Genomic DNA, 23451 nt, shown 5'->3' on the forward strand with positions numbered 1-23451 from the left:
GGTGTCAGGCCCGACGTTCGGCGTCGGCCCCGACCCTCAGCGCACACAGGAGAGTGCGCCGCGCGGATCTCCGCGCGGCGCACCTTCGGGTCGCTCCTGGGCTACTCGGCGGGCATGCGACCGTACCTGCGCTCCGCGCTGTGCGAGCAGCAGGAGCCAGCGCCTCGTGTCGCCCAGTCGGGCACATCCAGCGCCGGGTTGCGGTCGAAGAAGCCGTACGGCTTCAGCTGGAGGCGGTAGATGTCGACGGGCATGATCGGGAAGTCCTCCGGGCGCGGCAGGTGCGTGGGACCGAAGGAGTGCCAGACGACGATGTCCCCGCCGTCGACGGACTCGGCATCGTCGACATACGCGGGAAGCCCCGCGCCGCCCGCGTGCTGGTTCGGGTACTTGCCGGCCGGCCAGCGCTCGTCCTCGTGGTACTTCGTGACCCACGTGTTGTGGGCGGCGAAGGTCGCTCGCTGGTAGACGCTCGATTCGGGGTCGGCGAGCAGCGTCGGCCACCCTTCGCCGAGCAGCTCGTACTCGGTCGACTTGCCGATCGCGTTGCGGCGCGCGTTCGACCCGATGTGCCAGGTCCGTCGCACCGAGCGGTCATCGTCGAAGCCGCCCTCGGTCTCGATCCGCTCGCGAGCCCACGTGAAGGCGTTGCCGTAGGGGTTCTGCTCCCCCATCGGGATGCGTCGCACCTCCGACCTGTCGACGTAGTTGTCCGGCCCGTCGACTTCCATGTCGAGCCGCGCGCAGAAGATGTGCTGGTGCACCGGCGCGAACAGCCCCGGCGCGATCTCCAGCCGGTGCGCCTCGGTCGCCCCTGGCACGCCCGAGCCGTTGAACACGAGCCCGGTAGCCTTCGCCTCGACCTCGATGGTGCCGTCGAGGTACAGGTGCCAGTAGAAGCCGTAGTCGTAGTTGCCGACCGTGGCGATGTAGGAGATGACGAGGCGCCGCTGCCGACGCACATCCGTTCCGTAGCCGAACTCGGTGTGCTTGTAGAGGATCGACGCGTCCTCCTCGTGCATGCAGACCGCCTGGGGCACGCGCATGGCGTGTCCGTGGTCGTCGTGGCTCATGCCGTCGAAGTAGTGGATGACGCCGAGGCAGTCGCAGCCGAGCGCAAGCGAGTTGGCGCTCTTGCCGAGGTAGTACTCGCCAGCATCGAAGTAGCTGATCCAGTACCGGTTCCGGGAGGTGTCGCCGTAGGGCACGATCATCTCGGGAACGGATCCGCGGTACATGATCGGTCGGCGTTCCTCGCCGTCGAGGAAGCTGAGCTGGTTGAGGACGAGCCCTTCCCGCGCGTTGAAGCCGACGCGGAACTGCCACCCCTCCCAGTCCACGAGGGAGCCGTCGACGGCGAAGCTCGGGCCTTCCGGCTGCGTGATCTCGATCGGCTTGAGGGTGGATCGCGCCGGCCCCACGTGCTCGTCGTCGTAGCGCCCTGAGGTCGCAGCGGTGACGACGTCGCCCTCGTCGAAGACGCTCACGACCTTCCCGGTCGTGAGGTCGATCGTCACGAGCAGGCCCTCGACGGGGTGCGCCCAGGCGACGTCGTCCGGGTGGTCGCGAAGGAAGGTGAGGGAGCGGATCATGCGTCGCCCGATCTCGTCCTCGTAGCCGAAGTAGCCGGGGGCCAGCGGGGAGCAGAACGCGTCTTCGATGCGATCCTCGAGGCCGCGGCGCCGCATCGCGGCCTGCCATTCCTCGCTCGACTTGGCGATCTCCATCGCGCGGTCGTACTCCTCGAAGAGGTAGGCGGGCTGCCCGTAGGGGAACTCCCCGCTTGCCACCACATCACGGGATGCGATGACGCCGGCGTCCAGGTCGACGACGTATTCGGTGGAGACGCCGGTGTCCGTCTCGAGCACGACGTACTCGATGCGGCGGCGCAGCGGGCCACCCTCGGTGAAGCCGCGGACGAACTCCTTGTCCGGCTCGATGGGCATGACGCTCGGGAACCGGCTCTGCTCGGTGAGGAGCCCTTCGGCCTCGAGGATGGAACGGCCTCGTTCGATCTCGGTGGCGGTGAGCGGGTCGAGCGGATGCCGGACCTCGTCGAGGTGCGACACCCGCTGACCCGTGGTGTGCAGGGGTTCTGTTGTGGTCATGAGCGCCTCCTCGCGCGGAACGACGGGGACTCTCCCCGTCGGAGATCGGGAGCACCGCTCGACCGTTGCGCGGTCGGGGTGCGGCACGCGGTTCAGCCGTGCTGGAACCAGGTGGTCTTGAGTCCGACGTAGTTGTCGATCGCGTGGCGGGACAGGTCGCGCCCGAACCCTGACTCGCGGAAGCCGCCGAACGGCGTCGTGAGGCCGAGCGCGTCGACGGTGTTGACCGAGACCGTTCCTGCGACGAGCCGGCCGGCGACACGGTGCGCCCTGGCGAAGTTCGAGGTCCAGACCGAGGCCGCGAGGCCGTAGGCGGAGTCGTTCGCCTGGCGGACGGCGTCGTCCTCGTCGTCGAAGGCGATGATGGTGGCGACGGGACCGAAGAGCTCGTCGACGACCAGTGGGTGCTTCGCGTCGAGGCCTGCCACCGCAGTGGGCGCGTAGAACGCCCGCGACGCTCCGCGCTCGATGCGCTCGCCGCCGAAGAGGATGTCGCCAGCGGCACGTCCAGCATCCACGGCACGTTCGATGTCGTCCGTGTGGGACTCGTTCACGAGCGCGCCGCCGCCGGTCGACCAGTCGAGGGGGTCCCCGGGAGCGTAGGAGCCAGCGGCGAGCTGGAAGGCGGAGATGAAGGCGTCGAGCACGGGGCGCTGCACGTAGATGCGGGAGTTCGCCGAGCACACCTCGCCCTGGTTGTAGAAGGCGCCGAAGGCCGCCTTCTCGGCGGCGAGCTCGACCGACTCGACGTCGGCGAACACGAGGTTCGCGCTCTTGCCGCCGGCTTCGAGCGAGAGGCGCTTCATGTTGCTCTCGCCGGACGCCACGAGCAGGCGCTTCGAGACCGCAGTGGAGCCGGTGAAGGTCAGGGCGTCGACACCACGGTGCCGTGCGAGGGCCTCGCCGACGACGCGGCCGGAGCCCGTGACGACGTTCAGGACACCGGCGGGCACCCCTGCCTCGACGGCGAGCTCGGCGAGCAGGAGCGCGGTCAGCGACGACTCGGAAGCCGGCTTCAGGACGACGCTGTTCCCGACCGCGAGCGCGGGCGCGATCTTCCAGCAGGCGATCTCCATGGGGTAGTTCCACGGCGTGATGGCGGCGACGACGCCGAGCGGCACGCGCGAGACGACGGCGGTCGATCCAGGGGGCGTCGAGGGCACCTCGTCGCCGAGCTTGTCGGCGAGTTCCGCGTACCAGCGGATGGTCGCGACGGAACCGGGAACATCCACGGTCATGGACTGCCCGATCGGCTTGCCCATATCGAGGGTCTCGAGGAGGGCGAACTCTTCGGCGCGGAGCTCGACGAGGTCCGCCCAGCGCTGCATGATCAGGCCCCGGTCTGCGGCGGCGAGGCCGCTCCACGTGCCGGCCTCGAACGAGGCCCTGGCCGCCGCGACGGCTCGCTCGGTGTCGTGCGCGGTCCCGGCGGCGATTGCGGCGAACGCCTGGGCCGTCGCGGGGTTGATGCTGGAGACGACGGCGCCGTCCGACGCGTGGGCGCGGACGCCGGCGATGAAGAGGCGCCCGTCTGGCGTGAGGGACTGGGCGCGGGCGTGCCAGTCGATCGAGGTGGGCTCTTCCATCTGCGTCTCCATTCGTCGGGGGCACTCGGGTCGTGCTCTGGAATGCTCAGCGGTGTCGTCGACCCGCGCGTGGCCGAGCGACATCGCTGTCGGTGGTGCATCCACACTGCGTCACGTCGGCACATCTACCAAGCACACGATTTCGATCTACTGCATCTGCATCTTCGATGCCGACGTGTCGCAGGCAGGCTCACCCGGCGAGCGTCGCCACGAGCATCCAGGCCACCATCGTCGCGTTGACGGCGAACGACACCTGCCCGAGCCTCGGACCCATGGCGAGGTCTCGCCACAGCAGCCCGCGTGCCGTCAGCCAGGCGAACGCCGTCGCGGCGGCGATGAGGTGCGCGAGCTGCACGCTCCCCTGGCCCCCGTGGTGCGACGTTGCCAGCGTCGCCTCGCCGGCGTGGCCCGCGAGGAAGCCGGCCACGAGCAGCGCGAGCATGGCCAGCTCATCCACGAGGGCCGGCAGGTGCTGGCCGTCCCTCCGGCATCGACGGGCGGTCGCCATGCAGAGCAGGTAGACCAGCACCGCTCCCCCGACGTGCAGCATCGGCTCGTGCGCACTCACGAGGCACGGGATCATCGCGACGAGCATGACCGCGTGGTGCACCCACCAGGAGGCTCCCGGTCGCTGCCCCTCGGTCCGCGGGAGGCCCCTCACCATGGTGCTCATGAGCGAGGCGGGGCGTCAGCCCCCGCCGTGGCCGTCCGCGCGGGACGCGGATGCTGCGGCGGATGCGACATCGATGACCGTCCAGGCGATCAGCACCGACGCATCCACCAGCGCACGCTCGGCGGCAGGGCCGACGCAGGCCGCTGCGAATTCCTTCTGGTGGTTGGCGAAGGGCAGCGAGTCGACGCCGATGTACGGGTGGATCGCGGGGACGAGCTGCGAGACGTTGCCCATGTCGGTGGAGGCGCGGTTCATGCGGCCGGCGGTCGACGGGTCGGCGAAGACCCGCCCGCGGGCGATCGCGTTGGCCGTGTACGCCGCGAGCGCCTGCTCGTCGGTCCGGAACTCCGCGTATGGCTTGCTCTCCGGCTCGATGCGCAGCGTGCTGCCGCTCGCCAGCGCCCCCGCCTCGAAGCAGCGGTTCACGCGCTCCTCGAGCCGGTGCAGCTCCTCGAGCGTGTTGGCGCGCACGTACCAGCGTCCCTCCGTGTGCTCGGGGATCGCGTTCGGCGCGAACCCGCCGACCGTCTGGATCCCGTGCACGCGCGTGTCGGCGGGCAGCTGCTGCCGGAGCAGCCCGAGCGCGAGCTGCGCGATGAGGAACGCGTCGTTCGCGTTGACGCCCTCGTCCGGATACGCCGCGGCGTGCGCCGAGACCCCCTCGTAGGTGATGTGGCTGTGGGAGACCGCGAACGGCCTGGCCTCGGCGACGTCGACGGGGGCAGGATGCACCATGAGCGCGAGGTCGAGGTCGGCGAACGCTCCGGCCTCGATGAGCTCGATCTTTCCTCCGCCGCCTTCTTCCGCGGGTGTCCCGTAGACGCGCACCGTCACGCCGAGCTCCTCGGCGAGCGGGAGGAGCGCGAGGCCCGCCCCGACTGCGGAGGCCGCGATCAGGTTGTGGCCGCACGCGTGCCCGAGTCCCGGGAGGGCGTCGTACTCGGCCATGATGCCGATCTTGAGCGGCCCAGTGCCGTACTCGGCGAGGATGGCCGTCGCGAAGCCGAGATAGGCGCGCTGCACCGCGAAGCCCGCATCCTCCAGCGCCGTCGCGACCCACGCGGCAGCCTGGTGTTCCTGCCACGCGGTCTCCGGGTTGGCGTGCAGTCGCTCGGAGAGCGCGATGAGCGACGGCGCCGCCTCCGAGACGCGCTCGTCTGCGCGGCGCTTGGCATCCTCCACGGTGAGGTCACTCATCTCCGGGCACCCCATAGGAGGGAGCGGCCGTCGGGTCGATGCCGCGGGAGACGTAGTCGTCGCGCTGCGGCAGCCAGACCTCGAGGAGATCGGCGAGCTCGGCGACGGGGTCGGCGTCCGTCCAGTCGACCCGCAGGTCGGTCACCCGCCAGCCAGCGGCCCGAACCACGGAGAGCCCCGCCGAGTGCACGGGCCCAGCCTCGCCGCCGGCCGCGATGGCAGCCCGCAGCGCAGCGAGCAGCCGCTCCTCCAGCTCGCCCTCGGCGCTGCAGAAGGCGGCCACCATGAGGTCCGGAATCGTGGCAGCTGCGAGCATGTTCCCGCCCGCGGCGACCCCGTGGCCCTGGCTGTCGCCGAAGATGCCGAGCGCCCGACCGCCCGAGTAGACGGCAGACCCGCCAGCCGCATCCACGACCAGCAGCTGCCGGTACTCGATGTGCTCCGTCTGCGCGGTCACGGTGTCGAGCGCCTCCTGAGCCGACGCGCCCGTGCGCAGCGCCTCGAGCAGGATCGGTCCGAGCCTCGGGTCGGTCACGTTCTGCGAGTTGACGGCACCGACGCCATCGGCGAGGTGCGCGCATCGCGCGGCCACGGCGGGCGACGACGAGCAGATCGCTGAGCCGAGGGCTCCCGTCTCGTCTCTGGCCACGATGGAGAACGTCACTGGGCATCCCCGTCCGCCGGCGTGCTGATGACGGCCGTCGCGTCGATCTCGACGAGCCACTCGGGGCGCGCGAGGGCGCTCACCACGATGCCGGTCGACACGGGGTGCACGCCCTTCAACCACCGCCCCATGACGCGATAGACGGGCTCCCGGTAGCGCGGGTCGATGATGTAGACGATCACCTTCACGATGTCGTCGAGCGATGAGCCTGCCTCGTCGAGCAGCATGGCGATGTTCGCCATCGCCTTCTCCGCCTGCGCCTCGACATCGCCGATCCCGACGGACTCGCGCGACTCCAGGTCCTGGCCGATCTGCCCGCGCAGGTAGACGACTCCGCCGGCCACGACCGCCTGACAGAGATCGTTGTCGAGGTTCTGCTCGGGATAGGTCACCTTCGTGTTGAAGGGGCGGATGCGGGTGTGCGTGGTCATCGCGAAGCTCCGATCGAGGCGGGGACGTGGGTGCTGCTGGTGCTCGGTTCCGTGCGGTAGTCGGCGTAGCCGCGCTGGATCATGATCTGGTCGGCGACGTAGCTCGCGTCGTGCCAGACGCCCCAGATGAAGCTCGAGCCGCGCCGGGACTGCCACGGCAGGCCGAGGAAGTAGATGCCGGGTTCCGTCGAGACGCCACGCTGCTGCTTGGGGCGACCGCGCTCGTCCACGGCCTCGACCGGCAGCCAGCTGTAGTCGACGGCGAAGCCGGTCGCCCAGATGATCGAGGTGATGCCTGCCTCAGCCAGGTCGAGCTGCTCGAGCGGATGCTCGACGCACTCCGGAATGGGACCGAAGACGCGCGCTTCCGGCTCCTCCGGAAGGTCCATCCCGTTGCGCGCGATGAACGCATCCGCCTCGTCGAGGACGGACAGGTAGTTGGCGTCGCCATCGGCGATGTTCTTCGCCAGGTCCGGCCCGAAGCTGATGACCCCGCCCTCGCAGCTGTTCGTGCGACCGACAAGCGTGATGCCGCTCGCCGCGAGCGCACGGAAGTCGACCGTGTGCCCGCCTCTCGCGCCGCTGACGGCGATCGTCACGTGCTCCGCCCCGCGAGGCGGCGCCGAGGCCTCCCACTTGCCGAGCACGCCGAGCCACCAGACGAAGTCGCGATCCCGGTAGGCGCGCGGCGGGCGGTCGTGGGGGCCGACGGAGAGGAAGACCTCCCGGCCGGAGCGGCGCAGCTCATCGGCGATCTGCACGCCGGAGGAGCCTGCGCCGACCACGAGGACCGCGCCGTCTGCCAGCTGCTCCGGGTTGCGGTACGCGCTCGAGTGGAGCTGCTCGATGCCGGTCTCGGCCGGCACGATCGCCGGGAAGACGGGGCGCTGGAATGGCCCGGTGGCGGCCACGACGTAGCGCGCATCGATCTGGCCTTCGCTCGTCTGCACGTGGAAGCCGGGAACGCCCTCGCGCCTGCGCACCTCGGCGACCTCGACTCCGCAGCGGACCGGGGCGCCGAAGCGCTCCGCGTACTGCTCGAAGTAGTCGGCCATCTGGTCCTTGGTCGCGAACGCGTCAGGCGCGACGCCCTCGATCTCCATCGACGGGAACCGGTCGTGCCAGGCCGGCCCGTTGGCGACGAGCGAATCCCAGCGGCCCGTCCGCCACCGCTCGGCGACACGCTCCCGCTCGATCACGAGGTGCGGCACCCCACGTCTCGTCAGGTGCTCGCTCATCGCGACTCCGGCCTGGCCGGCACCCACGACGAGCACTTCCGTCTCCTGGAACGACATACGAACCTCCATGCTGGCGAAGAAACTCGCTCGCGAGCCACACCCCGGCCGAAGCCGGAAGCACCTGATCGCTGGGCGGCCACGTCGTCCGCCCCGAGTGACTCCCACCAAACCCCACCGCGGAAGTGGCGGCAAATATGCGTTGCCGAGGCAGTCCATCGAATCTCTTGATGTGGGTCCGTCGTCGCCGGGAATCTCGGGGCACGAGGGCTTCTCGGCCTTCCAGAACCGCATCAGAATTCGTGAACTGCAGCGCCACCCGCATCATCAGTCGAGATACCATCCGTCCATGGCAAGATCCAGCCGCTTCGATATGACCCTCACCCAGCTCCAGTACTTCGTCGCCGCCGCGACCAAGCAGTCGATGACCGAGGCATCCCTCGACCTGCACGTCGCGCAGTCCGCCGTCTCGACCGCCATCGCCCAGCTCGAGCGGTCGCTCGGCGTGCAGCTCTTCATCCGCCAGCGCAGCAAGGGACTCGCACTGACGGATGCGGGCACGCAGCTGCTCCGCGACGCGCAGCCGCTCCTCGCCCAGGTTGACGAGGTCGCCGATAACGTGCGCGGTCACCACACCTCCGTGCGTGGAACCCTGCGCCTCGCCTGCTTCGTCACGCTGGCCCCCTTCGTGCTCCCAAGGCTCATCTCCCGAGTCAAGGAGGAGCACCCCGAGCTGCAGATCGAGATCATCGAGGCCGATGTCGACGGCACGGTGGAGCTCCTCCTCAACGGCTCGGTTGAGGGTGCCATCGCCTACGACTTCGGGGCGGTGCACGACCTCACGTTCGACCACCTCTACGCGTCGCCGCCGCACATCATCCTGCCCGTCGATCATCACCTCGCGCAGCGGAAGCGGATCAAGCTGGCAGAGCTCGCCGAGGAGGACCTGATCCTCCTCGACATCGCCCACTCCCGCGACTACTTCCTCGGCATGCTTGCCGACGCGGGCGTGCACCCCGCCGTGCGCTACAGCTCCAGGAGCTACGAGACGGTTCGCTCGCTCGTCGCGCGCGGGCACGGGTTCTCGATCCTCAACCACCGCCCGGAGATGCCGCAGACCTACGACGGGGGCGAACTCGTCTCGGTGCCGATCGCCGAGACGGTCGCGCCCCTCGACGTCTGCTTCGTGCGCCTCTCCGAAGTCAAGCCGAGCGCCAAGGTCCGTGTCATCGCGAAGCTCGCACGCGAGCTCTTCGGGACGACAGCCGACGCCAGCTGAAGCGAGCCCCGGCGTTCGGCCAGACGCTAGATGGAGCCATCCACAGCGAAGGGCTCGATCGCGGCGAGCTCGTCCTCGGTCAGCGCCGGCGCCTCCAGCGCGGCCACGTTCTGCTCGAGCTGCCCGACGCTCGACGCGCCGATGAGCGCGCTCGTCACCTGCGGGTGCCGGAGCACCCAGCTCAACGCGAGCTGCGCCAGCGTCTGCCCGCGCCCCGCCGCGATGTCGTTCAGCGCGCGGGCCCGGGCGAGGTACTCGGCGTCGATTCCATCGGCAGACAGGAACCTGGACGTCGCGGCCCGCGAGGTCTCCGGCACGTCACCGCCGAGGTAGCGGTCGGTGAGGAGCCCCTGCGCGAGCGGCGAGAACACGATCCCGCCAGCCCCGACCTCATCCAGCACCGGCAGCAGGCCCCGCTCGATGTGGCGGTCGAACATCGAGTACCTGGGCTGGTGGATGGTGAGCGGGATGCCGTGTCCCGCGAGGAGGCGCGCCGCCTCGCGCGTCTGGGCGGGGTCGTAGTTCGAGACGCCGACGTACAGCGCCCGCCCGGAGTCGACCGCCGTGGCGAGTGCGCCCATCGTCTCCTCGAGCGGCGTCTCCGGGTCGAATCGGTGCGAGTAGAAGATGTCGACGTAGTCGAGGCCCAGGCGCCCGAGCGACTGGTCGAGCGAGGCGAGCACGCTCTTGCGCGACCCCCACTCTCCGTATGGCCCCGACCACATGGCGTAGCCCGCCTTCGAGGAGACGAGGATCTCGTCGCGGTGGGCGGCGAGGTCCTGGGCGAAGATCCGGCCGAAGTTCTCCTCGGCCGAGCCAGGCGGCGGGCCGTAGTTGTTCGCCAGGTCGAAATGGGTGATGCCGAGGTCGAACGCCCGGCGCAGGGTCGCCCGCTGCGTCTCGAGGGGCCGCTCCCGCCCGAAGTTGTGCCAGAGGCCGAGGGAGAGCTCCGGGAGCTTCAGCCCGCTCCTCCCGGAACGGCTGTAGCGCATCCGCTCGTACCGGTCTGGGGCAGCCTCGTAGGCGGGGCGCGATTCGTCGGTCATGCACCGATTCAGCCACTTTCACTTTCGTAAGTCAATGGCGCGTCTGATTTACGATGACGTAAGCTCTCTCGGGTGAACACATCGACGTGGATGCCCGGCCCCCAGAAGATCCGCTTCGGCGGCGACTACAACCCCGAGCAGTGGCCTCGTGAAGTGTGGGACGAGGACATCCGCCTCATGCGCGACGCCGGCATCAACCTCGTCAGCATCGGCATCTTCTCGTGGGCCCTCATCGAGCCAGAGGAGGGCGTCTACGACTTCACGGTGCTCGACGAGATCATCGGGCTGCTCCACGCCGCCGGCATCGACGTCGACCTCGCGACGCCGACCGCCTCCCCGCCCGCCTGGTTCTACCGGAAGTATCCGCACACGAGGGCCGTCACTCGCGACGGCATCCCCCTGGCCTTCGGCTCGCGCGGCATCGTCAGCCCGAGCTCCCCGGAGTACCGCCTCGCGGCGACGGCCATCGCGGCGAAGCTCGCAGAACGATACGCGCAGCACCCGGCAGTCGTGCTCTGGCATGTGCACAACGAGTACGGCGCCCCGATCACGGAGAGCTACGACGACGCCTCCGTCACCGCGTTCCGTGTCTGGCTGCAGGACCGCTACGCCACACTCGACACCCTCAACGCGGCCTGGGGCACGAACTTCTGGGGACAGCGCTACGGCTCCTGGGACGAGATCGACGCCCCTCGCACCTCGGGAACGGCGAGCAACCCCGCCCACCGCCTCGACTTCCATCGCTTCAGCTCGGCGGCGCTGCTCGAGTGCTTCAAGGCCGAACGCGACGTGATCCGCGAGCACGCCCCGCAGCCGATCACCACGAACTTCATGGCAGGCATCTGCCCGAGCGTCGACCTGTGGCAGTGGGCCGACGAGGTCGACATCGTCGCCAACGACCACTACCTCACCGCCGAGCAGGACGACAACCACATCCAGCTCTCACGCGCCGCCGACCTGACGCGCTCGCTCGCCCGAGGCAAGCCGTGGATCCTCATGGAGCACTCGACCTCCGCCGTGAACTGGCAGCCCCGCAACATCGCCAAGCGCCCGGGCGAGATGCGGCGCAACAGCCTCGCGCACGCGGCCCGCGGCGCCGACGCGGTGCTGTTCTTCCAGGTGCGTGCAGGGCAGAAGGGCGCAGAGAAGTTCCACTCCGCCCTCATCCCCCAGGCCGGCGAGGCATCGCGGAAGTGGCGCGAGTCGGTCGCGCTCGGAGCCGACCTGACCGCCCTCGCCCCGATCCTCGGGTCCCGAGTGCACGCTCGGGTCGCGATCGCCTGGGACTGGACCTCCTTCTGGGCGCAGGACCTCGACTGGCGGCCGTCCGTCGACCTCGACCACCGGGAACGGGTCGAGGCGTTCTACTCGGCACTCTGGCGCCGCGGCGTGACGGTCGACTTCGTCCACCCCGCCGCCGACGTCACCGCTTACGACGTCGTGTTCGCCCCGTCCCTGTACCTCATCGAGGACGCCGCCGCCGCCAACCTCCGCGACTACGCCTCAGGAGGCGGCACACTCGCCTTCTCCTACTTCTCCGGCATCGTCTCGAGCAACGACGACGTGCCGACCGGCCCATACCCGGGGCAGCTCCGCGACGTGCTCGGACTTGTCATCGAGGAGTTCCTTCCCCTGCGCGCCGGGGAGCGGACGACGCTCGCCGACGGATCGATAGGCCGCGTCTGGAGCGACGACATCGAGCTCCAGGGCGCACACAGCGTCACCGACTTCGCCGACGGGCCCGGCGCGGGCCGACCGGCGATCACACGGAACAGCTTCGGCGAGGGCACCGCCTGGTACCTCTCCACCGCGCTCGACGGTGCAGACCTCGACGGGTTCGTCACGGCCGTGCTCGACAGCGCCGACACCGCATACTCACCGATCAGCGACCTCGAGACCGTCGTGCGCCACGGCGAGGGCACCGACTACGTATTCCAGATCAACCACGGGGCGCTGGATGCGGGCGCGGGCATCGCCGGGCACGACCTCCTCGCCGACAGGGCGGTGAGCTCCGACGACACCGTCGCGGGTGGGAGCGTCCGCGTCGTCGCCGTTCCGCGCGCCGACGACTGACGGGCGCACTCGGAAACGGTCAGGGTCTCGTCACGGCGCGCTGATATGAACGAGTCATGACACCCCAGACGACACCCGCGTTCGGCACGCCCCAGTTCGGTGCGAGCTCGACGGCCCTCGACGTCGTCGAGGGCATCGACCTCACCGGCAGGACCGCGCTCGTGACGGGAGCGAGCTCCGGCATCGGCGTCGAGACGGCCCGCGCGCTCGCCTCGGCGGGTGCGGCGGTGACGCTCGCCGTCCGCGACCTCGACGCTGGCGAGCGCACCGCGGCCGACATTCGCGCATCCACCGGCAACCCGGACGTGCGCGTCGAGCACCTGGACCTCGCCGACCTCGCGACCGTGCAGAGGCTCGCCCAGGCCTGGATCGGGCCCCTGCACCTCCTCGTAAACAACGCCGGCATCATGCACACCCCGGAACTCAGAACCCCGGGCGGCTGGGAGCTGCAGTTCGCCGTCAACCACCTCGGGCACTTCGCGCTCGCCAATGCGCTGCTGCCCGCCCTCACCGAGGCGGGGAACGCGCGCGTCGTGGTCGTGAGCTCGAGCGGGCACGCCTCGAGCGGCATCCGCTTCGACGACCCCTTCTTCGTCAGGGACGACTACGACTCCGGACTCGCATACGGGCAGTCGAAGACCGCGAACGTGCTCTTCGCGCTCGAGGCTACGCGGCGCTGGGCCGACCGCGGCATCACGGCCGCGGCGCTCATGCCCGGCGGGATCTGGACGAACCTGCAGCGACACTGGGATCCAGAGGTGCTCGCCGACATGAAAGAACGCTTCCCGAGCAAGACCCCCGAGCAGGGCGCCGCGACGTCCGTGTTCGTCGCAACCCGCGCCGAGCTCGGACCCGGCACACCGGCCTACTACGAGGACTGCCACCCGGCGCAGCTGGTCGAGGAGGTCACCGACGGCGTCCACGGCGTCGTCGCCCACGCTCTCGACGCTGATGCCGCTGGCAGGCTCTGGGAGCTCTCAGAGTCACTCCTCGCGGACGAGGCCTCCAGGCCCGCCGAGCCAGAGCTTCCGACCTGAACCTGGAGCGACTTCCCGACGGAGAGCCCCCGAGCCGGAACGCGTGTGCACCTCGACCTGAACGGATGGACGGCACTCATCGCCTACCTGGCTGGCCCCGAGTACGTGTGCCAGCGGCCCGCGACGTACCCGACGCACAGCCCAGACGGGCACCCATTGGAGCCCGCTACGGAAGAGATCCGCGCGATCATCCACGAGATGACCGCCGAATACCTCGCCCATGCAGGTGTTCCCGAGCAGCCTTTCGGCGTCGACTGGGAGATCAGCCTGCCCGCAGGCGTCGACGAGGGCAGGCTGAACGGCGCGTGCATGGCTGCCCACCACGCGATCGACCCGAACAACGGACGCCTCGCGGCCCAGCGAATGCTGACCGCGCTCCGAGAGCTGCTGGCCGAACCGGCACGGGAGTAGGCGCGGAAGTCGGCACGGAGGTGGGCGCGCGAGGTGGGCGCGCGAGCCCGTGATGGCGCGGGTCGGGGCGTCGGCGGGTCGCGTGGTCTTCGTGGGCATTTCCCTCGGGACCAGCTTCGGCGTCGCTAGAATTTTGTGAACAGCATTTCACTGTCATGCCGGGCTACTAATCGCACACAGCTACGAATATCGACCATGCCGAGTGCCTGCCACTTCTGGGGATATCTCCCGTGAACGCCCGCATATGGCTTCGGGAGCCTAAAAAAGTTATGCACGACCCTCCCGAGAATCGGACCGGTCCGGTAGACTTGGGTCCATGCAACAGCACCGCAGCAACGACGCGGCCGATCCGGGGTTCGACCCTTTGGACCCGGCTTCTGTCGCAGCTCGTCGCTCGGAGATTCTCGCGATGGAGGAAGCTGCCGCGGCGATGCTCGCGGCCGGCGCCGCCCTGCAGCTGCGAGCCCACGCCGCCGCCTACGACTTCGGGCACGCCCTCGATGTGGCCGAGGGGTGCGCGGAATCGGCCATGCACGTGCGATCGATCGCGAACGAGGTCGCTCTGCTCGTGAAGCTCGCCGCCGGCACCGCCCAGGGGCACCTCGCGTCGGCGTCGGTGACGCTGCGCGAGTTCCCGACCCTCGCGGTTGCACTCGAGAGCAATGTCGCGACCCCCGCGCAGGTGCACACGCTCGTCGAGGTCGGCCTGAAGGTCAACCACGACGACCCGGCCGAGCAGACCCACCGGCGGGGCGAGTTCGTCCAGGTCATGCTGGAGCGGGTCCGCCAGGAGCCATTGCCGCCCAGAGCGCTGCAGAACGCAGCCGAGCGCGTCGCGGAAGAGCTGACCGGAGAGTCCATCGAGCAACGCCACGAACGCGCGAAAAAGCACCGCCGCGTCACGGTCGAAGATCTCGGCGACGGGATGAGCGTGCTGCGGGTACTGATGGACTCGTTCCTCGCGCACGCGATCCGCGACCGAGCGCGCAAGCAGAGCAAGGCCATCATCAAAGCCCGCCCCAAGCCAGCCACCCACTCCCCCGACACCCCCGAGAGCAGCACGACCGAGACGACCGAAGACCCGGTCGCGCCCGACGAGCGCACCCTCGACCAGGTCATGGCGGACGTCATCGCCGACCTGCTCCTCACGAGCGACCCCACCGTCTCGAGCGCCGCGAACGGCATTCAAGCCACCGTCCAGCTCAGCATCCCCATCACGACACTCTTCCCCGACCCGACCCGGCCGGGTCGAGCCCCGGCGCTGCTCGAGGGCATGTCCCCCATGCCCATCGAAGACGCGAAACGCCTCGCCGCGACCGCACCCGCCTTCATCCGCCTCCTCACCCACCCCATCACCGGAGCACTCCAAGCCGTCGACTCCTACACCCCCACCGCGGCCATGCGCGCCTTCCTGAAAGCCCGCGACATCCACTGCCGCTTCATCGGCTGCCGCCAACCCGCCACGAACTGCGAACTCGACCACACCATCGACCACCAATACGGCGGCACAACCGCCACCTGGAACCTCAGCGACTTCTGCAAAAACCACCACATCATCAAGCACCACACAGCCTGGACCGTCACCCAACACGACGGCGGCACCCTCCAATGGACCACCCCAAGCGGAAAAACCTACACAGACCACCCCGAACCCCACGGCCCCACCTTCACACCCACCGATCAACTGCCCTGGCGGCGAGGCAGCATTCCACCGTGTGAAGAAGACGAGGATCCTCCGCCCGCGGCGCCCAGCACCCCTCCCGAGCCACCCTTCTGACTCGACTCGACTCGACTCGAGCGTCGAGGAGGGGTCAGTCGGCGTGGCGTTTGGGCCGTCGGCCCGCCGGCCCGCCGGCCCGCCGGCTTTACTTGGGAATAGGCAAGAAAGTGGCCCTGTTGCATTGCGTGTGACGACAGCAACGCAGAACACATCTCAGGCAGCATCGAGCCAGGCTCCGATCCGCATCGACATCTGGTCGGACATCGCCTGCCCTTGGTGCTACATCGGCAAGCGGAAACTGGAGAGCGGCATCGAGCAGTTCGCAGCGTCGGCTGACGCCCCGGCCGTGGAGATCGAGTACCACAGCTACGAGCTGTCCCCCGACACGCCCATCGACTTCCACGGCTCGACCACCGAGTACCTCGCCGAGCGCAAGGGCCTCCCCGTCGTGCAGGTCGAGCAGATGCTCGACCGGGTCACCGGCATCGCGAAGGACGTCGGCCTCGACTACGACTTCGACTCCGTCCAGCACGTCAACACCGTGCGCGCGCACGAGCTCATCCACTTCGCGAAGGCCAACGGCCGCCAGCTCGACGCGAAGGAGCGCCTCCTCAAGGCCTACTTCGTCGAAGGACGCGACCTCAGCGACATCGAAGTGCTCGCCGACCTCGCCGAAGAGCTCGGCCTCGACCGCGCCGCTGCCGTGCACGCGCTCGAAGAGCGAGTGCACCACGACGACGTCCTCGCCGACCAGCAGCAGGCGCAGGCGTACGGCATCCAAGGCGTCCCCTTCTTCGTCATCGACGGCAAGTACGGCGTCTCCGGCGCCCAGGAAGCGGCGACCTTCGCGGATGTCCTGAACAAGGTCACCACCGACCGCGACAACACGACCGCGTGACCGACCACTTGATCAACGGCGTGAACGAATCCACCACCGCCACGGCCGCCGCCCCCGCTGCGGCGGCGCCGGAGAAGGCGACGGCGACTCCAGGTGCAACTGCGGATGCAACCGCTACTGCGGGTACAAGCATGGGCATGGGCATGGGCACTTCGAGCGTGAGCACGGGCACCCTGAGCGCTTCAAGCGTGACCCCAGGTGCCCTGGACGCGGACTCGGACGCCGCTCCGGGTTCTCCTCAGGCAGGGGGCTTCACGATGCTGGGGGATGCCGGCATCGCCTGCGAGGGCGACGCCTGCCTGATCTGATCAGATCAGACAGGTCTGATCTCGTCAGGTCAGGTCAAACCAGGTGAGGTGAGGTCGGGTCAGGTGAGGTCAGAATTGCCTGCCGAGTTTGATCTGAGCCGCCTGTCCGGGCTGTCCCGATCTGATGTGAGACGCAGGTCTGAGCTGAGCTGAGCTGAGCTCAGCTGACGTGAGCCGAGCCGTGCTGACGCGAGCTCAGCAGGGCAGAATGGAACAGAGCAGCTCCGCGCTGAGTCGCATCCGCCGCCGAGCCTGCACGAGGAGCCGAGGGAGCTCCGGCGCGCGTCTCCGCTCCTGAGCGGCGCGGGTGCTCCGGTGTGATGGACTCTCCCCATGGAATTCACGAGTTTCGTCGCCGTAGGTGACAGCTTCACCGAGGGCGTGGGCGATGAGCTGCCGGATGGCCGGGTGCGCGGCTGGGCTGACCTCGTCGCGCAGGGTCTCGCCGTCTCGTCGCCGGAGCCCGTCACCTACGCGAACCTCGCCATCCGGGGGCGACTTCTCGACGCGATCCTCGAAGAGCAGCTTCCCGCCGCGATCGCGCTCAAGCCGCAGCTCATGAGTCTCAACGGCGGCGGCAACGACATCCTCCGCCCCCGCGTCTCCATCGATGACGTCGCCCAGCGGCTCGTCGACGGCGCCAAGCAGGCACGCGATGCCGGCATCCACGTCATCCTCCTCTCGGGCGCGAACCCTTCGGACCACCTCCCCATGGGCAAGCGCATCGCGGCACGCGGAGACGCGCTCGCCGCCGCTGTGCACGCCAAGATGCCGCCGCAAGCCGGCATCACCTTCGTCGACAACTGGGCGGACCCTGAGCTGCGCCACCTCGACTACTGGTCACGCGACCGCCTCCACATGGGGGTGAGCGGCCACCGGAGGGTCGCCGCGAACGTCCTCACCGCCCTCGACGTGCCCGCACCTGACTTCGGGCCCCAGACCCCCAGCATCCAGCGCCCCCGCAACTCCGAGTACTGGCGGGAGTACGTGCTTCCCTGGATCGGTCGTCGACTCACCGGCAAGTCGTCAGGCGACTCGCGCACGCCGAAGTACCCGACGCTCGACCCGGTCGCCACCGACTAGCAGCGCCGTCAGCGAAAGAGGCGGCCCGCAGACGCTGCCGTCGATGTCATCGCTGATGAGAAAACCTTCTCATTCAGGCTTCGTGCCGTATAGTGGTTGAGTCGACGCATGATCACCCCGCTTCTCGCGGACATTCCAGATTCTGCCTGTCGCCATCCGCGCCACCGGATCCGTGGCCACCAGGACCCAAGTCCGAGACGCCCGCACTGCTCACGAGCACGAGTCGGCTGACCAGCAGGCGCCCACAGCGGCGCACACATGCTTGAAAGAACGCGCCCCGCCAACGCTGGCGGGTTGCGCCGCAACGAAACGAAGAATCGCATCACACTCGCAATACCATTCACCCTGCCCGCACCTCGAGTCTCTTGGCGACAAGCCGACGACGACGTGTACGCGGCAACCATCAGCGACGAGTTCGCTGGCTTCATCACGATCGCAGACACCGGACTGCACACCCTCCAGGGCCCCCAGGGCCAGAGCATCGGCGACTACGGGACGCTCGACGAAGCCCAAGAGGCTCTCTCCGAGGCCCTCTTCCCCGTCGAGCACGACCAGTCGGACGTCGCGGCGGCACGTCCCCGGCGCCGCCGGACCGGACGCCGCGCTGCGGCCGACGCCCGCACAGCCGGGTAGCGGACCCAGACAAGTAGCGGACGCGGCCAGATCGCCTGCCCAGCTACAGATCGGGCTCATCTGCACAGTGGTGCGTCCGAATGGCGGGCCCAGCCGCACGCGGGTGCATCCGGATGGCGGGCCCACCCGCAAGCGGGCACACCCGGGCAGCGGGCGCAGGCGGATTTCAAGTGCGTCCGCCTAGCGGCCCCGTCGCAAAGCCGGCGCACCCGGCTGGACGGCCCAGTGCGGCTGCTTCCTCCCGGGCGCTCCCGTCCCGGGCTGCCCCGATCAGCGTCGTGTCGGACGCGATCTCGGACACGTCGCCTCCTACGCGACCTCGAGTCTCGCTGTCAGCGAGCGGTCCTGGGCTAGCGGCCCTGTTCGTCCGCGCCGGTCGGCACCGGGGCGGGCGGCGTCACCCCATCGGGGGCGGCCCCCGCTGATGGCGCCGAGTTCGGCACCAGGGGGTCGGGACGCCAGCCGTGCGCGTGGAAGTGCGTGCTTTCACCGGAGCCGCCTTCGTCTCGCCACCTCTCCTCGCCCTCGGGAACTCCCTCTTCGATGTTGGTGACTCCCATGATCTTCGCCGCCTCACTGCGCTCGGATCTTCGCGGGCAGCTGACTGCGGCCCGACTGATCCCAGGGAAGCACTCGAGGCTCCGAACGGCGTGCACGCGAGACGTGGACTCGCCCCGGATCCGCGCGACCGCACATGCACCGTGACCGCACCGGCGTGTCAATCAGACGGGCAAGTCAATCCGCCCGGCGAGTCAGTCAACACCGTTCGAGACACCGCCACCCGCCCGAGGACGCCGCCATGTGCGTGTGCCGCTCCCTGATGGCTGCTCCTCGGGCACCTCGATATCGGTGATCTTCGCGGACCACGGGCGGTCCACGTCGTTGGGGATCGCGTCGAGCATCCGCCCACGGCGACAGGTGGCCCGAGAATCGCGGCGAGCGCACGACCGACGGATGCGGGGCGTGGGACCTCGAGCATCAGGGACCTCCGTTGGTCGGCACGTGCTGCTCGAGCCAGCGTTCCAGCTCGGGGAGTGACTCGTAGGCGATAGTTCCGTGGCTTGCTCCGGGCACGGTCACGGCGTGCACTTCGATCCCGATCGATTCCTCGTGGGCGACGAACGCAGCTGTGTCGGCGGGGAGCACAAGCTCGTCGGCGCTTCCCTGTGCGACGAAGAGGGGCGCATCGATGTTCTTGCCCCCGGCCGAGTTGTCGTGCAGGAGAGTTGCCCACGGCTCTGCAGTAGTGGGGTCGTGCAGCGTGAACTCGCCGACGAGCGGCTGCCCGATGTCGTGCAGCTCGGTGAGGCTGCTCATCAGGCACAGCGAATTCATCTGCGGAGCCTTGTCGATCGCGGCCGGGGTGAGGATGCTCGACAGCTCCGCGCCCGGCACACTCGCGTACACCTCGGCGAACGCCGGGAACGCGTACGAGCCGATCGTGACCCCGGAGATGTCGTCCAGGTGCGACCCCATGAGCTTCGTGAGATCAGCGGCGGGTGCCGCGACCGCCACCGCGGCGATCGTGAGCTCCGGCGCATAGCTCGGCGCCTCCTGTGCCGCGAAGAGCGCAGCCTGACCGCCCTGCGAGTGCCCCCAGAGCACGACGTCGTCGCCTGCCCGCACTGGGTCGATCTGTTGAGCAGCTCGCACCGAGTCGAGCATGCTGCGCGCCGCCGTCTCCCCCACGAGGTAGGAGTCCTGCCCTGCCTGCGCGCCGTCCGCGGTGGTGACCCCCATGCCGAGGTAGTCGGTCGCGACGACCGCGTAGCCGCGGTCGAGCATGAGGCGCATCCCCTCGATGCCGATGAACGGATCGAAGGCTCGCGACGGCGCACACGATGGATCCGTGCCGGTCGTCGGATGGCCCCACGCGAGCACCGTCCGCCCGTCTGCGGGGGCTTCGCCGTCCGGGACGACGACGACCCCGGACACGAGCACCGGAGCCCCATCGAGGTCGGTCGACGAGTACAGGATGCGCCACGCCTGCGAGCCGATCGGGGTCCCGAGCAGCTGCTCGCTGCGCACCAGCGTCCCTGGCTCTGAGGGGACGTCCCCGTCCAGCTGCACGTAGAACGCAGCGAGATTCCCCTGCTCGATGGTGTCGCCGCTCACCCGCAGCACCTCGGCACCGAGGAGAACCGCGGCGACCGCGAGCGCCCCCGTCACGACGAACGCGACGACTCGCCTCGGTGAGCGCGAGCGTGAGCGTGAGCGTGAGCGTGAGCGTGAGCGTGACGCTGCACGGCCCAGGTTAGGAGACCTCAGCACCCATCGCCGCGGAGGCTCCTGCGGCGGGTTCGACGGCGTCTCTGCCACTGGCTGTCCTCTCCCGAACCTTCTTCCGCGGCCCGCGAGCCGGAAGCATCCGGAGACGAGCGGCAACGCAGCCAGCGAAGGTATGTCGGCTGCGAGTTCAGTGTCGACCCGGCCCCGCACCCGGTCAAGTAGTCACTGCCGAACGCAACGGAGGTGCGTGAGCCCGCGAGCCGTCTGCACGGGCTCCCAGAGTGCGCGAACATAGAGCAATGACCGCAACCCTCGTCGCCAAGGACCTCGCGGGTGGCCACGACCACCGCACGCTCTTCTCGTCCCTCGACCTCGTCGTCGCCCCCGGCGACGTGGTCGGCGTCGTGGGCGCGAACGGCGCGGGCAAGTCGACGCTGCTGCGCCTCCTCGCCGGCATCGACGAGCCCATGGAGGGCAGCGTGTCGCTCGCGCCGGCCGATGCCTTCATCGGCTGGCTCCCCCAGGAGCACGAGCGCGTCGCCGGAGAGACCGTGGCCCGGTACGTCGGCCGCCGCACCGGCACCACCGAGGCCACCGCGGAGATGGATGCTGCGGCCGAGGCCCTCGCCGAGGAGGCGAAGCCAGGCGCCCCGGACCCCGGCGACGTGTACGCCGTCGCCCTCGAGCGCTGGCTCGCGAGCGGAGCTGCCGACCTCGAAGAGCGCCTCCCGGTCGTGCTCGCAGAACTCGGACTCGAGCTGAGCACCGACGCCCTCATGACCTCGCTCTCCGGCGGGCAGGCCGCGAGAGTCGGCCTCGCCGCCCTCCTGCTCTCCCGTTTCGACATCGTGCTCCTCGACGAGCCGACCAACGACCTCGACCTCGATGGGCTCGAACGACTCGAGGCCTTCATCCAGGGCCTCCGCGGTGGCGTCGTCCTCGTGAGCCACGACCGCGAGTTCCTCGCCAGGAGCGTCACCCGCGTGCTGGAACTCGACCTCGCCCAGCACAGCAACCACGTGTACGGCGGCGGGTACGAGGCGTTCCTCGAGGAGCGGGCAACCGCGAAACGCCACGCGCGCGAGGAGTACGAGGAGTTCGCGGACAAGAAGGCGGACCTCGTCGGGCGGGCCAGGACGCAGCGCGAATGGTCGAGCCAGGGCGTGCGCAACGCCATGCGCAAAGCCCCGGACAACGACAAGATCCGGCGGAAAGCGGCCACGGAGTCGAGCGAGAAGCAGGCGCAGAAAGTGCGTCAGATGGAGAGCCGGATCGCGCGCCTCGACGAGGTCGAGGAGCCGCGCAAGGAGTGGCAGCTGCAGTTCACGATCGGCACGGCTCCACGTTCCAGCTCCGTGGTCTCGACGCTCTCCCGCGCCGAGCTGCACCTCGGGAGCTTCACGTTCGGGCCCGTCTCCGTGCAGGTCGACGCCGGTGACCGCATCGGCATCACCGGCCCGAACGGCGCAGGAAAATCGACGCTCCTCCGCCTGCTGCTCGGGCACATCCAGCCGGACTCGGGAACCGCGAGCCTCGGCTCCAGCGTCGCCCTCGGTGAGATCGACCAGGCACGGGCCGCCCTCACCGGGCCAGCACCGCTCGCGGAGCAGTTCGAAGCACAGGTGCCCGACTGGCCAACCGCCGAGGTGCGCACCCTGCTCGCCAAGTTCGGCCTCAAGGCCGACCATGTCGGACGCCGCGCCGACGAGCTCTCCCCCGGCGAACGAACCCGGGCAGGGCTCGCGCTCCTCCAAGCCCGGGGCGTCAACCTGCTGGTGCTCGACGAGCCGACCAACCACCTCGACCTCGTCGCCATCGAGCAGCTCGAGCAGGCCCTCGAGAGCTACGAGGGCACCCTCCTCCTCGTCACGCACGACCGGCGGATGCTCGAGACCGTGCAGCTCAACCGCGCCTGGCACGTCGAAGGCGGTCAGCTCACGGAACGCTGACCGTCGCGGCCGCGCACCCGGGAGCCTCCGAACGCCGGAGCCTCGCCACAACAGAGCCTCCCGCCGACAGAGCCTCCCGACGCGCACGGCTCGGACCTGGACGCCCGCACGGCTCGCGCCGCCGCACACGTCCTAGGCTGTGCCGCATGGCCACCGTCATCCTCGTCCGACACGGACGCACCACTGCGAACGCGAGCGGGCTGCTCGCGGGACGCACCCCAGGAGTCCTTCTCGACGAGACCGGCCGAGCACAGGCCGCAGCGACCGGGGCTCGCCTCGCCGCGGTGCCCCTGGCACGGCTCGTCACGAGCCCCCTCGAGCGCTGCCTCGAGACAGCTGCAGCCATTCGCGCCCAGCAGCCGACCGCGCCGTTCACGGATGCGCACCTGGAGCCGGCCCTCGACCTCGTCGACGACGACCTCACCGAGTGCGGCTACGGCGCCTGGCAGAACCGGAAGCTCGCCGACCTCGCCAAGGAGGAGCTGTGGGCGAGCGTGCAGACGCAGCCCTCCGCCGTCACCTTCCCCGACGGGGAGTCGATGGCCACCATGCAGTCTCGGGCGGTCGCCGCCGTTCGCCGCCACGACGCGGAGGTCGAGCGCGAGTTCGGCCCCGGCGCCGTGTGGGTCGCCGTGAGCCACGGCGACATCATCAAGTCGATCCTCGCCGACGCCCTCGGCATGCACCTCGACCTGTTCCAGCGCCTCGCGGTCGGCCCCGCCTCCACCTCGATCATCAGCTACGGCAAGGCGCGCCCGAGCGTCCCCATCATCAACTCCGATGCTGGCGACCTCGCCTGGCTCGTCCCGGCCCAGACTTCCCCGGATGGCGCGTCCCACTCGGGCGACGCGACCGTCGGCGGCGGCGCGGGCAGAGCGTCCTGAGCATAGG

The 23451-nt window shown here is 69.5% G+C and carries 21 protein-coding genes; 11 read left to right on the top strand and 10 right to left on the bottom strand.

From position 1 onward, the window contains the following. Nucleotides 1-101: 101 nt before the first annotated feature. The 7 genes from C5E10_RS10700 to C5E10_RS10735 form a co-directional block, all read right to left on the bottom strand. On the bottom strand, nt 102-2108 hold the full coding sequence (locus C5E10_RS10700) for a primary-amine oxidase (protein WP_104331621.1): 2007 nt from the start codon (nt 2106-2108) through the stop codon (nt 102-104). A gap of 92 nt (nt 2109-2200) precedes the next feature. Next, nucleotides 2201-3694 (bottom strand): aldehyde dehydrogenase family protein, encoded by a 1494-nt coding sequence (locus tag C5E10_RS10705; RefSeq protein WP_104331622.1) that lies wholly within the window; start codon nt 3692-3694, stop codon nt 2201-2203. Nucleotides 3695-3884: 190 nt separating this feature from the next. Further along, nucleotides 3885-4367 carry a hypothetical protein gene (locus C5E10_RS18860; protein ID WP_146080235.1) on the bottom strand — a complete coding sequence of 161 codons (483 nt, stop codon included), beginning with the start codon at nt 4365-4367 and terminating at the stop codon, nt 3885-3887. Nucleotides 4368-4382: 15 nt separating this feature from the next. After that, nucleotides 4383-5564 (bottom strand): M20 family metallopeptidase, encoded by a 1182-nt coding sequence (locus C5E10_RS10720; RefSeq protein ID WP_104331625.1) that lies wholly within the window; start codon nt 5562-5564, stop codon nt 4383-4385. After that, complete coding sequence (locus C5E10_RS10725; RefSeq protein WP_104331626.1) at nt 5557-6228, bottom strand: DUF1028 domain-containing protein; 672 nt, start codon at nt 6226-6228, stop codon at nt 5557-5559. Before C5E10_RS10725 ends, C5E10_RS10720 begins: the two co-directional genes overlap by 8 nt. Further along, complete coding sequence (locus tag C5E10_RS10730) at nt 6225-6659, bottom strand: RidA family protein (RefSeq protein ID WP_104331627.1); 435 nt, start codon at nt 6657-6659, stop codon at nt 6225-6227. Before C5E10_RS10730 ends, C5E10_RS10725 begins: the two co-directional genes overlap by 4 nt. Further along, complete coding sequence (locus C5E10_RS10735; RefSeq protein ID WP_104331628.1) at nt 6656-7954, bottom strand: NAD(P)/FAD-dependent oxidoreductase; 1299 nt, start codon at nt 7952-7954, stop codon at nt 6656-6658. The genes C5E10_RS10730 and C5E10_RS10735 overlap by 4 nt, the downstream gene beginning before the upstream one ends. 289 nt (nt 7955-8243) lie before the next feature. Between C5E10_RS10735 and C5E10_RS10740 the strand changes: the two genes are divergently transcribed. Further along, complete coding sequence (locus tag C5E10_RS10740; protein ID WP_258071090.1) at nt 8244-9173, top strand: LysR substrate-binding domain-containing protein; 930 nt, start codon at nt 8244-8246, stop codon at nt 9171-9173. A 26-nt stretch (nt 9174-9199) separates the two neighbouring features. Here C5E10_RS10740 and C5E10_RS10745 read toward each other — a convergent pair whose 3' ends face one another. Continuing rightward, on the bottom strand, nt 9200-10219 hold the full coding sequence (locus C5E10_RS10745) for an aldo/keto reductase (RefSeq protein WP_104331630.1): 1020 nt from the start codon (nt 10217-10219) through the stop codon (nt 9200-9202). Between the two features lie 90 nt (nt 10220-10309). Here C5E10_RS10745 and C5E10_RS10750 point away from each other — a divergent pair, with 90 nt between their 5' ends. From C5E10_RS10750 to C5E10_RS10785, 8 genes are all read left to right on the top strand, one after another. After that, nucleotides 10310-12292, top strand: coding sequence for a beta-galactosidase (locus C5E10_RS10750; RefSeq protein ID WP_104331721.1), 1983 nt, complete (start codon nt 10310-10312; stop codon nt 12290-12292). 56 nt (nt 12293-12348) lie between these two features. Further along, on the top strand, nt 12349-13329 hold the full coding sequence (locus tag C5E10_RS10755) for an SDR family NAD(P)-dependent oxidoreductase (RefSeq protein WP_104331631.1): 981 nt from the start codon (nt 12349-12351) through the stop codon (nt 13327-13329). Nucleotides 13330-13374: 45 nt separating this feature from the next. After that, complete coding sequence (locus C5E10_RS10760) at nt 13375-13740, top strand: DUF5956 family protein (RefSeq protein WP_104331632.1); 366 nt, start codon at nt 13375-13377, stop codon at nt 13738-13740. Between the two features lie 316 nt (nt 13741-14056). After that, nucleotides 14057-15517, top strand: a complete 1461-nt coding sequence (locus tag C5E10_RS10765; RefSeq protein WP_104331633.1) for an HNH endonuclease signature motif containing protein — start codon at nt 14057-14059, stop codon at nt 15515-15517. A 130-nt stretch (nt 15518-15647) separates the two neighbouring features. Beyond that, complete coding sequence (locus tag C5E10_RS10770) at nt 15648-16358, top strand: DsbA family oxidoreductase (RefSeq protein ID WP_104331634.1); 711 nt, start codon at nt 15648-15650, stop codon at nt 16356-16358. Continuing rightward, nucleotides 16355-16666 (top strand): hypothetical protein, encoded by a 312-nt coding sequence (locus C5E10_RS10775; RefSeq protein ID WP_104331635.1) that lies wholly within the window; start codon nt 16355-16357, stop codon nt 16664-16666. Before C5E10_RS10770 ends, C5E10_RS10775 begins: the two co-directional genes overlap by 4 nt. Nucleotides 16667-16999: 333 nt before the next feature. Then, nucleotides 17000-17749, top strand: coding sequence for an SGNH/GDSL hydrolase family protein (locus C5E10_RS10780; protein ID WP_104331636.1), 750 nt, complete (start codon nt 17000-17002; stop codon nt 17747-17749). A 387-nt stretch (nt 17750-18136) separates the two neighbouring features. Then, nucleotides 18137-18382: a hypothetical protein gene (locus C5E10_RS10785; protein ID WP_104331637.1), complete on the top strand. Its 246-nt coding sequence runs from the start codon at nt 18137-18139 to the stop codon at nt 18380-18382. A gap of 350 nt (nt 18383-18732) precedes the next feature. Here the strand turns inward: C5E10_RS10785 and C5E10_RS10790 are convergent, their stop codons facing one another. Beyond that, on the bottom strand, nt 18733-18942 hold the full coding sequence (locus C5E10_RS10790) for a hypothetical protein (protein WP_104331638.1): 210 nt from the start codon (nt 18940-18942) through the stop codon (nt 18733-18735). A 418-nt stretch (nt 18943-19360) separates the two neighbouring features. Next, nucleotides 19361-20551, bottom strand: coding sequence for an alpha/beta fold hydrolase (locus C5E10_RS10795; protein WP_104331639.1), 1191 nt, complete (start codon nt 20549-20551; stop codon nt 19361-19363). Nucleotides 20552-20910: 359 nt separating this feature from the next. Between C5E10_RS10795 and C5E10_RS10800 the strand changes: the two genes are divergently transcribed. Next, nucleotides 20911-22560 (top strand): ABC-F family ATP-binding cassette domain-containing protein, encoded by a 1650-nt coding sequence (locus C5E10_RS10800; protein WP_104331640.1) that lies wholly within the window; start codon nt 20911-20913, stop codon nt 22558-22560. 146 nt (nt 22561-22706) lie between these two features. Next, on the top strand, nt 22707-23444 hold the full coding sequence (locus C5E10_RS10805) for an MSMEG_4193 family putative phosphomutase (RefSeq protein WP_104331641.1): 738 nt from the start codon (nt 22707-22709) through the stop codon (nt 23442-23444). Nucleotides 23445-23451 lie beyond the last annotated feature (7 nt).

Source organism: Pseudoclavibacter sp. RFBG4, assembly GCF_002931515.1.
Classification (GTDB): domain Bacteria; phylum Actinomycetota; class Actinomycetes; order Actinomycetales; family Microbacteriaceae; genus Pseudoclavibacter.